Annotated in this window: 15 protein-coding genes; 5 read left to right on the top strand and 10 right to left on the bottom strand. The window is 37.5% G+C overall.

Annotated elements, in window-relative coordinates:
- Position 1: 1 nt before the first annotated feature.
- From HMPREF9071_RS01445 to HMPREF9071_RS01430, 4 genes are read right to left on the bottom strand one after another with little or no spacing between them, the layout of a single operon-like run.
- Positions 2-631 (bottom strand): DUF4141 domain-containing protein, encoded by a 630-nt coding sequence (locus HMPREF9071_RS01445; RefSeq protein ID WP_009744749.1) that lies wholly within the window; start codon positions 629-631, stop codon positions 2-4.
- A gap of 40 nt (positions 632-671) precedes the next feature.
- Positions 672-3,161, bottom strand: coding sequence for a TraG family conjugative transposon ATPase (locus HMPREF9071_RS01440; protein ID WP_009744748.1), 2,490 nt, complete (start codon positions 3,159-3,161; stop codon positions 672-674).
- Positions 3,151-3,501: a DUF4133 domain-containing protein gene (locus HMPREF9071_RS01435; protein ID WP_009389079.1), complete on the bottom strand. Its 351-nt coding sequence runs from the start codon at positions 3,499-3,501 to the stop codon at positions 3,151-3,153. Before HMPREF9071_RS01435 ends, HMPREF9071_RS01440 begins: the two co-directional genes overlap by 11 nt.
- A gap of 3 nt (positions 3,502-3,504) precedes the next feature.
- Complete coding sequence (locus tag HMPREF9071_RS01430; protein WP_369699435.1) at positions 3,505-3,771, bottom strand: DUF4134 domain-containing protein; 267 nt, start codon at positions 3,769-3,771, stop codon at positions 3,505-3,507.
- Positions 3,772-3,993: 222 nt separating this feature from the next.
- On the opposite strand from HMPREF9071_RS01430, the gene HMPREF9071_RS01425 reads away from it, so the two are divergent.
- Together HMPREF9071_RS01425 and HMPREF9071_RS01420 are read left to right on the top strand one after the other, a co-directional pair.
- Positions 3,994-5,616 (top strand): hypothetical protein, encoded by a 1,623-nt coding sequence (locus tag HMPREF9071_RS01425; protein WP_009744746.1) that lies wholly within the window; start codon positions 3,994-3,996, stop codon positions 5,614-5,616.
- Positions 5,613-6,185 (top strand): hypothetical protein, encoded by a 573-nt coding sequence (locus tag HMPREF9071_RS01420; protein ID WP_009744745.1) that lies wholly within the window; start codon positions 5,613-5,615, stop codon positions 6,183-6,185. Before HMPREF9071_RS01425 ends, HMPREF9071_RS01420 begins: the two co-directional genes overlap by 4 nt.
- A 20-nt stretch (positions 6,186-6,205) precedes the next feature.
- Here HMPREF9071_RS01420 and HMPREF9071_RS01415 read toward each other — a convergent pair whose 3' ends face one another.
- Genes HMPREF9071_RS01415 through HMPREF9071_RS01405 form a run of 3 tightly spaced genes read right to left on the bottom strand, consistent with a single transcriptional unit; the run spans position 6,206 to position 7,907 of the window.
- Positions 6,206-6,751, bottom strand: a complete 546-nt coding sequence (locus HMPREF9071_RS01415) for a hypothetical protein (protein WP_009744744.1) — start codon at positions 6,749-6,751, stop codon at positions 6,206-6,208.
- A 2-nt stretch (positions 6,752-6,753) separates the two neighbouring features.
- Positions 6,754-7,137 carry a DUF3408 domain-containing protein gene (locus tag HMPREF9071_RS01410; protein ID WP_009744743.1) on the bottom strand — a complete coding sequence of 128 codons (384 nt, stop codon included), beginning with the start codon at positions 7,135-7,137 and terminating at the stop codon, positions 6,754-6,756.
- Between the two features lie 11 nt (positions 7,138-7,148).
- On the bottom strand, positions 7,149-7,907 hold the full coding sequence (locus HMPREF9071_RS01405) for a ParA family protein (RefSeq protein ID WP_009744742.1): 759 nt from the start codon (positions 7,905-7,907) through the stop codon (positions 7,149-7,151).
- 573 nt (positions 7,908-8,480) lie between these two features.
- On the opposite strand from HMPREF9071_RS01405, the gene mobA reads away from it, so the two are divergent.
- The 3 genes from mobA (at position 8,481) to mobC (ending at position 12,353) form a co-directional block, all read left to right on the top strand.
- The gene (mobA, locus tag HMPREF9071_RS01400; protein ID WP_009744740.1) at positions 8,481-8,906 is read left to right on the top strand and encodes a conjugal transfer protein MobA; all 426 of its coding nucleotides are present in this window, start codon (positions 8,481-8,483) and stop codon (positions 8,904-8,906) included.
- A 25-nt stretch (positions 8,907-8,931) separates the two neighbouring features.
- A complete protein-coding gene (gene mobB, locus HMPREF9071_RS01395) occupies positions 8,932-10,269 on the top strand; it encodes a conjugal transfer protein MobB (protein WP_009744739.1) in 1,338 nt (445 codons plus the stop codon).
- A 65-nt stretch (positions 10,270-10,334) separates the two neighbouring features.
- Complete coding sequence (gene mobC, locus HMPREF9071_RS01390; RefSeq protein WP_009744738.1) at positions 10,335-12,353, top strand: conjugal transfer protein MobC; 2,019 nt, start codon at positions 10,335-10,337, stop codon at positions 12,351-12,353.
- 25 nt (positions 12,354-12,378) lie between these two features.
- Here mobC and HMPREF9071_RS01385 read toward each other — a convergent pair whose 3' ends face one another.
- The 3 genes from HMPREF9071_RS01385 to HMPREF9071_RS01375 form a co-directional block, all read right to left on the bottom strand.
- Complete coding sequence (locus tag HMPREF9071_RS01385; RefSeq protein WP_009744737.1) at positions 12,379-12,783, bottom strand: hypothetical protein; 405 nt, start codon at positions 12,781-12,783, stop codon at positions 12,379-12,381.
- Positions 12,780-14,105 carry a hypothetical protein gene (locus tag HMPREF9071_RS01380; protein WP_009744736.1) on the bottom strand — a complete coding sequence of 442 codons (1,326 nt, stop codon included), beginning with the start codon at positions 14,103-14,105 and terminating at the stop codon, positions 12,780-12,782. Before HMPREF9071_RS01380 ends, HMPREF9071_RS01385 begins: the two co-directional genes overlap by 4 nt.
- 2 nt (positions 14,106-14,107) lie before the next feature.
- A partial coding sequence (locus HMPREF9071_RS01375; RefSeq protein ID WP_009744735.1) for a phage baseplate assembly protein V occupies positions 14,108-14,697 on the bottom strand: 590 nt, incomplete at its 5' end.

Raw genomic sequence — 14,697 nt, 5'->3', positions numbered from 1 at the left:
TTTACCAGTATTTGAGTTCTGTTCCATAGAGTGAAAGTACCTTTTGCGCATCGTTTTGCTTCTTAGCACGTAGGTAGCTTACCGAGATGTTTTTCTGGGTGTAGTAGCGTACTAAGTTATAGTACTCTTTCACTTCCTTATGCACCTTGTCGATAATGTCCATACGCTCTTTGTCGTTCATAGAGAGTGAGGAGCTATTGACAATTTGTTGCAGGTCTTTGAGCAGCTTAGAACTTTCCCCCAAGAGCTTGGAGTAGCCATTGGCAATAGCCGACAACTCTTGAGAGGAGAAGTTAGGGTCTTGGCTCATCTTCTTGAAGTTGGTTACATACATCTTGGAGATGTCGCCTACCAGTAGCACCGTTTCTTGTACCTTGCGGGCATCTTTTACCAAGTTATTTACCTTTTTCAGAGCATCGTAATACTCCTTACCTTGGTTGTAGAGCTTTTCCACCTCTCGGAAATTGTTGAGCATATTCTTAGCTGTTGAGGAGGTTTGCACTATCTGCTGGGTAGTGTTGATAATGCTCTGAGCAAAATTAGTCGGGTCAGTTACTACCCATTGTGCGCTTAGTTTGGGGCTTGCCAGCATAGTTATAGCAAAAAGCCCCGTTAATAACATTTTCTTCATTGACTTTAATTATTATGATTTACGTATGATTATTAATTTATTACAGTCCATTAGCCATTTGTACGATAGCTTTTTCCAAATTGCCGTCTAACTTCTCGGAGAGTTCCATCACTTGGTGTTTTTCGCTCTCTTCAGTGGTGTAGGCAAAGTATTCTTCTCGGCTTACTTCTGTAGCATATACCGCAGAGTGTGTGCCTCCTAAGCCTATCCACACTTCTTTGTATTTGCGATGAGAGTCGTTGGAGAGATTGATGGATAGGATTTGCGACTTCTCTTTCTCGGTAAGTCCTAACATCGCTTGGATAGCATCGAACTTGTTCATATACTTGCGCTGGTCGAGCAATATCTTGCAATCGGAGTTATTGATGATAGATTCCTTTACAATAGGTGAATGGATAATATCATCTACCTCTTGGGTTACAATCACTGCCTCACCAAAGAACTTACGCACAGTTTTGAATAGGTACTTGATGTACTCCGCCATTCCTTCTTTGGCAATCGCTTTCCACGCTTCTTCGATGAGAATCATCTTGCGAATACCCTTCAGGCGCCTCATCTTATTGATAAATACCTCCATAATGATGATCGTAACCACAGGAAAGAGTATCGGGTGGTCTTTAATCGCATCAATTTCAAATACGATAAAGCGTTTGGAAAGCAGGTCTAATTCCTTATCGGAATTGAGCAGATAGTCGTATTCACCTCCTTTGTAATAAGGCTCTAACACGTTGAGGAAGTTAGCCAAGTCAAAGTCCTTTTCTCTTACCTGCTTCTCTTGTAATATAGCTCGGTAGTCATTCTTGATATACTCATAAAAGCCATTGAAAGAGGGCGTGTGCGAGGGATTGTCTTTTACCAATTGCAGGTAAAGGTTTACTGCATTGGAAAGGGCTACCTCTTCCGCACGTGTAGGAGGCTCATTGTCTCGCTTCCAAAGGGTGAGTATCAGTGTTTTGATACTCTCTCGCTTTTCGATGTCAAACACTCCATCATCAGTATAAAAAGGGTTAAAAGCAATGGGATTGTCTTCGGTATAAGTAAAGTAAATCCCATCCTTGCCTTTGGTCTTGTGGTGAATAAGCTCACAGACTCCTTGGTAGGAGTTCCCTGTATCTACTAAAACGATATGTGTTCCTTGTTCGTAATATTGTCTCACTAAGTGGTTCGTGAAGAAGGATTTGCCACTACCCGAAGGTCCTAAGACGAACTTATTACGGTTGGTGATAATCCCTTTCTTCATAGGCTCATCGGAGATATCCAAATGGATAGGCTTTCCTGTGAGCCTGTCAGCCATCTTAATGCCGAAAGGACTGGAAGAACTTTGATAGTTGGTCTCCTGAGTGAAAAAGCACAAAGCGGGCTCTATAAACGTATAGAAAGTCTCTTCACTGGGAAAGTCGGCTGCATTGCCAGCTATACCTGCCCAATAGAGAGTTGCCGTATCAATGGTGTTATGGCGAGGTTTGCACTCCATTGAAGCCAAAGCGCTACCCACATCGTTTTTAATGCTCCTGAGCTCTTGTGGGTTGTCCGACCACGCCATCACATTAAAGTGCGCTCTGATAGAGGAAAGCCCATAAGAGTGTGCCTCATTGAGGTATTGCTCTATCCATTCTTTATTGATTTGGTTGCTACGGCTGTATCTTGAAAGCGAGTGCATATTGCGTGCTGATTTCTCAAACTGTCTGAGGTTCTCATCGGAATTGTCCAAGAACAGATATTGGTTGTAAATATGGTTACAACTCAGTAGCAAGCCCACAGGAGCTGCAAAGGACAAGCGACAATCGCTCTTATCGGTAGAGAGTCGCTCGTAACGGCTATCGGCTTGTACCTTAGAAGGCAAGTCTTCTGTATCTGATAAGGTATGCACACAGAGTCTTTGGTTACCAATGCGCATTTGCTCGGCAGAGAGGCATATATCTTGCAGGCTCTCTTTCTCATCGGTGGAAAGGCTGAGATACTGCTCAAAGAGTCCCTTTTTGTGGGGAGTGCCTATATAGTCCTCTGTTTTGAGCTGGCGGAGCTTTATCAGGTTAGAGTCGTTTAAAATACGCTCTAACTGCGCTACCGCTTCCAAAAATTGAGTGGCGTGTTCTCGGTTAGTGAGCTCCTTAGGCAAGAAGTTTCCTTTGCAAAGGGAGGAAAAGTTGCTTTGGGCTCTCATTCGGTTTTTAGTGGTTTGGGTGATAAATAGGTAGCATCTGTGATTTAAGAACGGACGTTCGTTAAAATGCTTTTCGTACGAATGAGAGAGAAAACTCAGATTCTCACCTTGCAGTTCAGGTTCGTATTGTTCCTTGATAAACCAGTCCTGTTTGTGGATAACGGTATACTGTGGCAATACTTTGATAGCCTTATGCCAAAGTGAGTGGAGTATCTCATAGTCCTCACCCGAAATGGTAAAGAGCTCTGGGAGCTGTACCTCAAAGCCGACGCTGATGTCGGCTTCTTTGGTGAGCAAGCAGTCTTGTTCTATGGCAAGAATAGGGAACTTACTCTCTAAGGTGTTGATTTTAGAACTATTTCTCATTGAGGGTTGTTTTAGGTTTAGGGTAACGAATAAATTGGCGTGGCGATCTTTGGTGGCGTAGGTATTTGGGGTGGCGTTTGCGAGCTGCTTGTTTCATCAGGCCGTGTTCACCGTATTTTTGGTTTAGTGAAAAAGTCTGCCAAACTACAAGGCTGACCATACTAACGCCTACCCCCAAGCATACAAAAGAATTGATTCCTACCGTGTAGAGGATCATCACCAAGATGAGCACCGAGAGCAGTCCCCCTGCAAAGATGAAGAGGTACTGCGCTTTGAGTCCTTTGAACTCTACACTTCTGCCGATGCCTTTGTTGATAGAATAGCTGTTTTTTGTCTCCATAATCTATAAGAAGAACGAACGCAAGATCGTAGCCGCTACAATTAGGAAGATACAAGCCCCAAACCAACTGGCAGCCGTTTTGCTGGTATCGGGGTCGCCGCTACTAAACTTGTTATATACCTTCACCCCACCGATGAGTCCCACCACAGCCCCTATGGCATAGATGAGCTTGGTAGCAGGGTCAAAATACGAGGTAACCATACGGGTAGCTTCGTTGATACCTCCTACGCCATTGCCCTGAGCAATGGAAAATTGTGCAACTCCTATCATCGTCAATAGAAGGAGCCGTTTTAGAATTGATTTTCGCTTCATTGATAATCTGTTATTTTAAAATTTGGTGCAAAAGTAAAGGAAGACAAAAAGCTGGGAGCAAGTGTGGTAGCAGGTGGCAGAAAAAGGCGGGGAATGGCTTGCTGTTTAAGATTTTTTTTGTATCTTTGTAACGTGAATAAAATGACACACTGTTCTTAGCACTTTTTAAATCTTAAAACCATGGGAATTTTCAAGAAAGCAAATAACATATATATTACCGTTCGTGATACTTATACCTCTATAAGTGGCTCTTCCTATGAAGAGGCAGAGGAAGTTATCATAGAAGCTACTAATGGTGATTTAGAGCTTATTAGTCAAAAAAAGGTGATAATGCAGGGGTTAGGGAAAGAAGATGAAGAACAAGAAATTGAACAATCAGAACCTAACAATAGTGATAATGAACCTGACTTTTTTATCCATTTTCGCCTACCAAAGAAATATGATGGAGATTTTGGCTTTGATTGGCTAAGAAAAGAATATTTACCAACTAGTGAAGGGGGTGCAGGTATTTGCGTTTCAGATATTAATGCCTTAAAAAAAGAATATTACAGTGAAGATGTAGAAAATCCTTTTTCTTTAAGAGGTAAGGACTATTATTGTTCTTTTTTAAATATTTTTCCAAATAAAGAAATAAAACTAAGTCTGTTCCGTGAAAACTTAACAGAATCCCCCCTTAACACTAATGATCTTACTTTATATTTTGATTATAACAAGGAACTATTTAAACTTTCATCAACTGATATTGATTTGAAAAAAATTCCATTCGATGGAGATAGAAGTAAAGTAGAAATAAAACTCACTTGCAGCTCTGCTTTAGATAAAAACACAGAAATAAAAGTCAGGGTAAGAAAAACAAGCGAACAAAAAAATAAAAATGATCTAGAAGTAGGTAAATTAATGGTGATGAAAAATGATGTAAAATATAAGCTAAATGCTCAGTTTGTAGAAGTAGAATTTAAAGGAAGTATTGAATATGACACTGCAAAAGATGAAAACAATACTGACATTAAAAAATATCAAGTAATACAAGATTTTGACATCATTGATGAAAGAGGAGAAAAAGGTAAAAGTTCTTATAAAGAAGATGTATCTTCTACTGTAAATACTTATTTATCAATGAATCAATATATCAAAAACTGGAAAGAATATGTAGAAAGAGATAATTTATTTAAAAAACTATTTAAACAGGCTCTCATTGAGTATTTTCCAAATAAAAATAATTATAAAAAAATAATAATTGATTTCAAAAAATTTAACATAAATAATAAACCAACAGGAGAAATGAAAATTGATAGAATAAAAAAATCTATCTCATCTATTACAGCCTTAGATATTGAATGCAATTTATATGAATTTTTAAAAGGACTAAAGGAATGTTATGAATCTGTATTTTCTAACAAAGAGAAAGGAATTATTGTCTTTTTACTTCCTATAAATGTTAGAGTTACAAAATCTTTAATACAGCAGAATAACCTTCCTTTTAATATAAAGGATACAGTTTTTGATGCTTTTGCAGATGAAATAACCTCAAAAGGAAAGTATATAATGTTGACTAAATTTCATCAGGATCTCATAAAATCAACATTAGTTCATGAAGCAGGTCATACATTAGGACTAACACATACTTTTCCAGAACCTATGGAGGAAGGAATTATACCGAAGCATCTTTTTTCAAAAAATGATACCGAAAATATTATGGATTATCCTAAGAAAGAAAATCTTAATAAATATATAGAAACTTTCTTTAAATGGCAGTGGAAGATAATGCAAAAAGATAGTGATTTAATATCTCAAAGACAATGAAAAAAGTGATATTATTTTTTGTTTTAAGTATTAACGTATATTCTCAACAAGATACTATTACTGTTAATAAACAGGATATAATTTCTATTGGACAAGATATTTATACACAAGACCAGAGAACAGGGTATTATAGTGTAAGATATTTTGCATTAACAGGAAGCAAAACTCCCCTAAAAGGTCTCTATAAAGTGATTGATCAGAAAAATTATTACCATATAGTCTATTTTGAAAATGGAACTGAAATTCCTTCTTCATACTTGAATGTTGTCAAATATTATTACCTAAATAAAATTTATAAAATAGATATATTTTTAGCTCCTGCTTTAGGAGGAAAAACTTTCTATTATTCTGTTAATAATTTCAGATGTAGAAAAAAGAGATTAAAAATTTATCAGAAAAGTACTTGGTACGACAGTGTTGAGAAAGAATTTAGTGTTAAACAAAAAATTGAAGAAGAGTATTTGGTATGGTATGGAGATAGTAAGTCTACTTTTGATATATTAAAAATTCCTAATGAGAATATTTGTAGTTGTAAGAATAAAGAACGATCAATAGAAAGTAGCAAATGATAGAAATAGAGAATATCTTCTCACACAAACTCCCTAATATCAAACTCCGTTTCACTCTCCGTAGTTTTAGGCAACGCCTTCTCCAAGAGCGCACTCACTTTAAGAGTCGCTTGGGGTAAGGCTTTTTCTATGGCTTCTAATAGACTAGTACCCTCTACTTTTTGTAGTAGCTCTATGTTCTCGGTGGTAACCTCTTCTTTGTCCTCAGAGAGGAAAGTAGCTACCTTTTCCAAGTCCTCAAACGAAAGCCCTGTGGCAAAATCATTGTCCTCTGCCTCTGTTCGATAGCTGCGTAAATCCTCTTCTTCATCTTCAAGGTTTACGATAGGTTCCTCTTCCCATTCTGTCAGAATATCCTGTTGCTCTTTTTCTGTTAAGGGGATAGCTGTAGTGGCTACCTTTGCAGGAGACACAAACCTGCTTTCCCCCATTACCGATGTTGGAGGAGCTGACTTGGGTATAGGGGTAGCTTTAGGTTTGGGAGTTCTCTTTTGTGTTATAGGCATTTTGTCTGATAGCAACAACAAAATCACCACAATAAGCAGTAAAATGATAATCTTTTCCATTGTTAAAATATAGGTTTGTATTTCTGTTCAAAACTCTGCGTGATTTCCTCTTGGTACTGCTCAAAATGCGCTTTGAGCACATTATCTAAATAGTTGTACAGACTGATCTTGTCTTCTCCTATCACCTGTACAATGCGGGCTATTCGCTGGTGAAACTCAGGACGTATATACACCGATTTTCCTTCCCTTGCTGAAGTCTCTCCCTGCTCAAAAAAATAACTTTCATACTCATAGAGTTCTGCCTTTTTCTTCTTGGTGGGAGCTGGTTTCTGGGGTGTTTTCTCTGCCTCTATCGGAGCCGTAGCAATGGCAGGGGCAGGCGTGGGTTGCTTGCCTGCCATTAGCTCCATTAGTTCGTTTTCGTCTATAGGTTTTACTGTCTTCATATCTTTAGGTTTTACTGAATAATCTGTACCAACTCATTAATAAAGTCGTCCAAATGACAACCGCTCATCAACTTCTCATCAGCAGGCATTAAGGTAGAACGGAATACCAATCGTTGGTTTTCTGTGCCGTCTTTTCGGAAACGCTTACTATCAGATATGTAGGCTTGCATCAGGTTCAAACCTAAATCAGCGATCACTTGCTCATAAATCTTGTACAAAGGCGATTTTTCTCTCCCATCTACCTGATTCCAAAACAAATGCACGCTTTTAATAGTACTTTCGGTATTCTTAGCGATGATATTGGAAAGTACCTCAGTAAAACTCAAAGTACTTTCAATCACCACTCTATCGGCAGTGATAGGGGAGAAAATGTGATGCATTTGAGCCAACAGGGTCAATATTCCTGCGGTGTTTACTGTCCCTGGCATATCAAAAAGGATAACCTCTATAGGGAAAGGTGTCTCTGCAATGAGCTGTTGTGCCTTTTCAAGGGCTTCATTGGGCTTACATTGTATTATGGGGTATGCCTTTTTGTTCAGCTCACTAAACTGCCTATGAGCAGCTTTCTTAAAATACTCGTTGTTCATCACTGTTTTGAGGTCTTGCTCTCGCATTCGGTGTAGGCTGTATTGTGGATAATCACAATCCATCACTGCTACATTGTAGCCCATTCGGTAGTGTAGCAAGCTGGCTACTAAGGTAGTAAAAGTACTTTTTCCTACCCCTCCTTTCTGGGTAGAAAAGCTAATGAATTTTGTCGTTGATGTCATATATATGTGTTTAAATATGTTTGTAATTCAGTGAGTATATAAGTGCATAGCTATTCAAATACAACTATCTGTAATTAGCCAATTATCTAACTACCTCTATAAGTAAGTATTTACTCACATAAGTAATTGACTAATTATCTAATTACTTGCGTATGTACATACTTCTGTAGCTTTATAGCTTTGTAGCTACATAGCTACCTAATTGCATTTTTACTTTCGTACATACTTGCTTTGGTATGCAGGTGCAAAGGAACGTACAAATATACATATAGTCTTATGTAGGGTTGTAAATGGCTTTGTAAGGAAGTGATTGGCTTTGTGTTATATACAAATCCTTTGCTAAGAAATCACTTGTTTTGCACCCTGAAATCATTTTACCCGCTCGTAGTGTTAATTTCTCTCTTTATGGCTAATTAAAATTCGACCGTTAGGGAGAATTTTCTGTTCACCAGAACAGAGCAAGTTGTGTTTTGAGGCACGCATTAGGCGTGTAGGCACCTCAAAACCACTTGCCCTTGCAGGGAGCTTAAAACGCACTCCAAAGTCGTGGTTTTTTAATAATACTGAATTTATATGACCTTACAGAAAACAACTCACAAACGCCCCACAGGTAGGAACAAAAAGATAAATCCTGCTTCTTTTAGATATGTCTTTAGATTAAATGAAGAAGAAAACAATCAGTTTCTCTCGCTTTTCGAGCAATCAGGAATGAAAGTCAAAGCACATTTTATTACCTCTTTGCTTTTTAACCGAGAGATAAAAGTGGTGAAAATTGATAAATCTGCTTTAGATTATTACACCAAACTCACTGAACTCTATGCACAATTTCGTTCGGTAGGGGTCAATTACAATCAGATTGTAAAGATACTCTACCGTAATTTTTCGGAGAAGAAAGCGGCTGCTTACCTCTATAAATTGGAGAAAGAAACTACCCAATTGATTGCTATCTGCAAACAAATATTAGAGCTTTCGCAGCAAATGAAGCAAAAACTAAAGTAGTTTTTAAGAAGAAAAACAGCAGTTTATGATAGCAAAAGTACATCGAGGAGGACAGCTGTTAGGAGTACTTTTGTACAATCACAACAAGGTATCTAAAGGACAAGGTGAGGTGTTATACGCTCAAAAAGTGATACGACCTCTGCAAGGAAATGTGGGCATTTCGGAAGTGTCTCGCTCCTTTGCACCTTATCTCTATGCCAACATAAGGACAGAAAAACCTATCCTGCACATTTCCCTCAATCCCGATCCTAACGATAAGGTAAGCGACGAGACCTTTGTAAAGTTGGCTACTGACTATATGGAACAGATGGGCTTTGGCAACCAACCTTTTGTGGTTTACAAACATTCAGATATTGAGCGCAAACACATTCACATTGTATCGCTGGGAATAGATGAGTATGGCAAGAAAATCCCTGATGCTTTTGAAAAAATACGCTCAATGAAAGTATGCCGAGAGTTGGAAACGAAATACCAACTTATCCCTGCTATCACCAATGATTCACTGCTAACAGATGATGAGCTCTTGCCTTTGTCTAAATTAGTCCCCTTAGATTACCGACAAAACGACCTTAAAAAGCAACTGATTCATACTGTAAAACAATTGCTAAAACACTATCATTTTGCCTCGTTAGGAACGTTCAACGCCTTGCTCAATCAGTTTAACATAGCGGTAGAAAAGGTAGAAGGCGAACTGCAAGGCGTTCCTAAAAAAGGTTTGGTATATGTGGTATTGGATGAAAATGGCAATAAGGCAAGCCATCCTTTTAAAGCCTCCAAGCTCGGCAAAACACTGAGCTTACCTTATATCGAAAAACACTTGCAAAAGGGACACGAATACCTAAAAGGACAGGACACCACTTCCTTAAAGGCACATATCACCTTTGCCAAAGAAACAACTCATAGTAAAAGTGAATTTGTTCAAGAACTAAAAGCTAAAGGGATAGAGGTCGTCTTTCGTAAAAACAAAGAGGGGAGAACCTACGGAGTAACCTTTATTGACCACAACAGCCGATGTGTGTATAATGGCTCTCAGCTGGGGAAGGAGTTTTCTGCCAATGTTTTTCATCAGTGGCTAAAATCGTTAGAAGAGCCTGCTCCTACTTTAACCTCTGAGGTAAATATGCCGTCTGTAACTCCTTATGCAAGTAAAAATCAAAGCAATACAAGCACTGTTGAAGAGGATACTTTCTCTGATACTTCTTGGACACATTACCAAGAGGATTTTGGCAAGGACTCAGCCTTAAATGCTTTCTTTACTCTTTTCTCTTTGGATGATCAAGGGGTAGATTACGAAGAAGAGGATTTTACCAGAAGAATGAAACGTGCTACTGCCAAACGGCGAAAAATAAAAAACAAATCTTAAATGTGAACAGTTCACTGGCACAGCTAATTATAAAATATTGACAAACACTAAAAACAGAAATAAATATGCAAAACGATGATGATTTAAGAGCATTAGCCAAGATAATGGCGTTTATGCGTGCAGTAAGTATTCTTATAGTACTAATGCACCTCTATTGGTATTGTTATGGCTTTTTCCAAGGCGAAAAATGGATATTAGCTGTAGTGGATAGAATCCTGACCAACTTCCAACGAACAGCAGGGCTATTCTCTCATCCCTTATACACCAAATGCTTTGCCCTCCTGCTCTTAGCCCTGAGCTGTTTGGGTACAACAGGTGTAAAAAACAACAAAATTACTTGGCGAAAGATTTACATCGCTCTGGGAGTAGGAGCTACTCTTTACTTTGGTAACTTTTGGATTTTATACCTGCGTCTTCCTGCTTCAGTGGTCGCCTTTTTCTATATTCTTACCCTATCTTTGGGCTACATAGCGCTCCTTATGGCAGGTTCTTGGATGAGTCGCTTGTTAAAAGACAACCTTTTAGACGATGTTTTTAACAATGAAAACGAGTCGTTTATGCAAGAGACACGGCTACTTGCCAATGAGTATTCCGTAAATCTGCCCACCAAATTCTATTACAGAGGCAAGTGGAATGAGGGCTGGATTAATGTGGTGAATCCCTTTCGGGCGACCATCGTCTTAGGAACACCAGGTTCAGGGAAGTCTTATGCCATTGTGAACAATTACATCAAACAGCAGATTGAAAAGGGTTTTGCAATGTACATCTACGACTTCAAGTTTGATGATCTCTCTACCATTGCCTACAATCACTTGCTAAAAAACTTAGACAAGTACAAGGTAAAGCCTAAGTTCTATGTGATAAACTTTGATGATCCTCGCCGTAGTCATCGTTGTAACCCTATCAACCCCAACTTTATGAGCGATATTTCCGATGCCTACGAGTCTGCTTATACCATTATGCTCAACCTTAACCGCTCGTGGATACAAAAGCAAGGGGATTTCTTTGTAGAGTCGCCTATCATTCTCTTGGCTGCTATTATTTGGTTTTTGAAGATTTACAAAGAGGGTAAGTACTGTACCTTTCCACACGCCATCGAGCTATTGAACAAGCCTTATGCTGATGTCTTTACCATTCTCACCTCGTATCCTGAACTTGAGAATTACCTATCGCCTTTTATGGATGCTTGGCAAGGAGGTGCACAAGACCAGCTACAAGGGCAGATAGCCTCAGCTAAAATACCACTCTCCCGAATGATTTCGCCTCAACTCTATTGGGTGATGACAGGTGATGATTTTTCGTTGGATATCAATAACCCTAATGAACCTAAAATACTTTGTGTGGGCAACAATCCTGATAGGCAGAACATTTACTCGGCAGCTCTGGGACTCTACAACTCTCGTATTGTAAAGCTCATCAACAAAAAAGGACAGCTCAAATCCTCAGTGATTATTGATGAGCTACCCACGATTTATTTTAGAGGATTGGATAACCTGATAGCCACTGCCCGAAGTAATAAGGTAGCAGTGTGTTTGGGCTTTCAAGATTATTCACAGCTCACTCGTGATTATGGAGATAAGGAAAGCAAGGTAATACAAAATACTGTGGGGAATATTTTTAGCGGACAAGTAGTAGGGGAAACTGCTAAAACCCTTTCTGAACGTTTTGGAAAGGTATTGCAGAAAAGGCAATCTACTACTATCAACCGCAATGATACCTCTACCTCCATATCTACACAATTGGATAGTTTGATTCCTGCCAGCAAAATATCCAATCTTACTCAAGGGATGTTTGTAGGAGCTGTTTCTGATAATTTTGACGAGCGTATCGATCAGAAGATATTCCACGCACAGATAGTTGTAGACAACGCCAAAGTAGCCGCAGAGACCAAAGCCTACCAGAAAATTCCCGAAGTTCTCTCCTTCACCGATGCCAACGGCAACGATACCACCAAAGAACAAGTAGAAGCCAATTACCGCCAGATAAAATTAGATGTCATTAAAATCATTGAACGCGAAAAGGAACGTATCGCCAACGACCCTGAACTAAGGCATTTGGTGGGGGAGATAGGAGAATATGTTTGATATTTCTGTTTCTAATTTTTATTATTTAAAAGTTAATCATATTCTTTTTTTTCATAATCCAATATATACAAAAAAAAAGAAATAAAGATATAGAACAAGGAAAAATTGAATGATCTATTACGTATTCTTCAATCTCTCTTTCTGAAAAAGTTGACCAACAAGCTTCTCTATTTGTAAATTCTATTTTATTGATATAAAGCCAAAGAAATAATAAAACAAATAATGATGTATATTTATCATAAGACTTAAAAATATAACTATTAAAAAACATAATTATAAATTGAATTGGCATAAATCTAAATATCCCTGAAATGACATCACTACTTAAGTCATCACAATAGGAACCATCAGGAAGGAATATTACCATTTGTATACTTCCTACAAAAATAGATAGTATAGCTATTTTAAAACTTCTCTTTATATTTTTCATTTCTTTGGAGTATATTTATAGAATGTATCAGGAACAGAATCTGGGGTCGTATCTGGTTTAACATCAATGTAAGCGCCATTAATATTCCATACTGCTCCATCAATTATCTCTTGATGTGCTCTATATTTAGAAAATTCTTTCATATCATCAGGATCTGGTAGCATATCATATAAATCTGATTTAAAATTTTCCCATATATTTTCTCCACTATCATGATCAGATTCGTATGTTCTTCTATGTGCTATTGTTCCCCAAGTATTTTTGTAATCTGTTTTTCTCATATATGCAAAAACTGTTATTTTTCCTATATTTGCCATATGTTGAGCTAAGCTATTATTTTTCTTAGGGTCAGTTATTCCCGTAGTTGATGAAACTCCAATTCCTGTTCTACAAGCATATGAATACAATTCTGTTCTGTTATTATCTAAAAAAATATTATTATCAATTTTAGAAAAAGAAGATTTATCTAATTTTTGTTCATTTATCTTATTGTCATAATCAAAAGCTATCACACCTTCATGTTCATTATTTTTTTCATATACATACCCATGAGAATATATAAAAATACTTTTTACCTTTCTGATACTTTTATCTTTTTTATTACTAATATCTCCTGAGTTTATGATATTTATAACATCATCAATAGTATTGACCCTTTGACATTCTACTCTTTTATTATGATAAATAGCTGAAAGTTCTATCTTTGATAATTGATCTTCTGTATAACTTCCAGTAAATATAATAAAGCGTACAAAAGGATATTTAGCAAATTTAGTACGTAATTTTCTTATCCCCATAGCGGGAAATATTAATTCTTTCTTCTTATTTTCTGTTCCTATAATTATTAAAACTTCTTCTCTTATTATTTTTGTTTTCACACTAATTTTCTCTACAGGCTCTTTAAGATAAGGCATTACACTAATTTCTTTTCCTGCCCATTCTTCTTTTATAGTTAACACTAGTTTTTCGCCTTTTTCTTTTAAAACCTCTTGTTTATCATCAATTTTAATAGCCCATTGTATACGATTCTTATCAGCTTCAGTTACTTTTTCAGAGAAATTATATTGCGTAACTTTATAAGTTACCTTCTGATTAGGTGATACATCTCCTTTAGGTTCGCTCTCTACTTTTGTAATAAGAAGAGTGCCTCCTTTTCCTCTAAAATCCATTTTCTCAGGATTAGTCCCAATAATGACCTTCTCAGCATTGGCAAAATCATTTTTACCAGCAGCTGTGATAATAGTATCACCCTCTGTATACATCTTATAATCACCTCCTGTGATTTTAGTATATACTCCTCCTACAATTCTTGTTCTACTCATAATTATGACATTCTTGTATTTTCACCACCATTTATACGAACTTTTTGCTGCGAGTGGTTTTCTATAGCACCTTCAGAATTTACGACCATACCTCCTGTGCTATTTTCTGTTCTCGCATTCTTTGTTTCACTATGTAAATCACCTTCTATCTTTTCAGTTAAAGCACCATTAACATATACAAACATATCTCCACCAATATCACTTCTCTTAGCCTTTCCAGCCGTTTCAGTGATATTTACATTAGCATCAAAATCAATACTATCAGTTGCTTTTAGATTGATGTTCTTAGCCGTGATATTAATCGTCTCAGGCGCAGAAATTTCTATATTCTTACCCTGAGTATCCAACTTAATCACATTGCCATTCTTATCAGTAAGCAAGATGCTCTCATCTTCAGTAAAGATGAGCTTATGCCCACTTTTCGTATGAATTGCCTTTACACGGTTATCAGCATTGTGATATCCACTCTTTGCCTCACCATTGTAATGTGCTCCTAACACAAACGGACGTTCGGCATTGCCTCCTTCAAAATCCACCAATACCTCTTCACCTACCTCAGGGATAAAGTAAAAACCTTTACCGCCTCCTGTAT

Source organism: Capnocytophaga sp. oral taxon 338 str. F0234 (genome assembly GCF_000192225.1).
In the GTDB taxonomy this organism is placed as follows: domain Bacteria; phylum Bacteroidota; class Bacteroidia; order Flavobacteriales; family Flavobacteriaceae; genus Capnocytophaga.
Note: the sequence above shows the minus strand (reverse complement) of the source record. Positions and strands in the feature narration are given on the sequence as shown.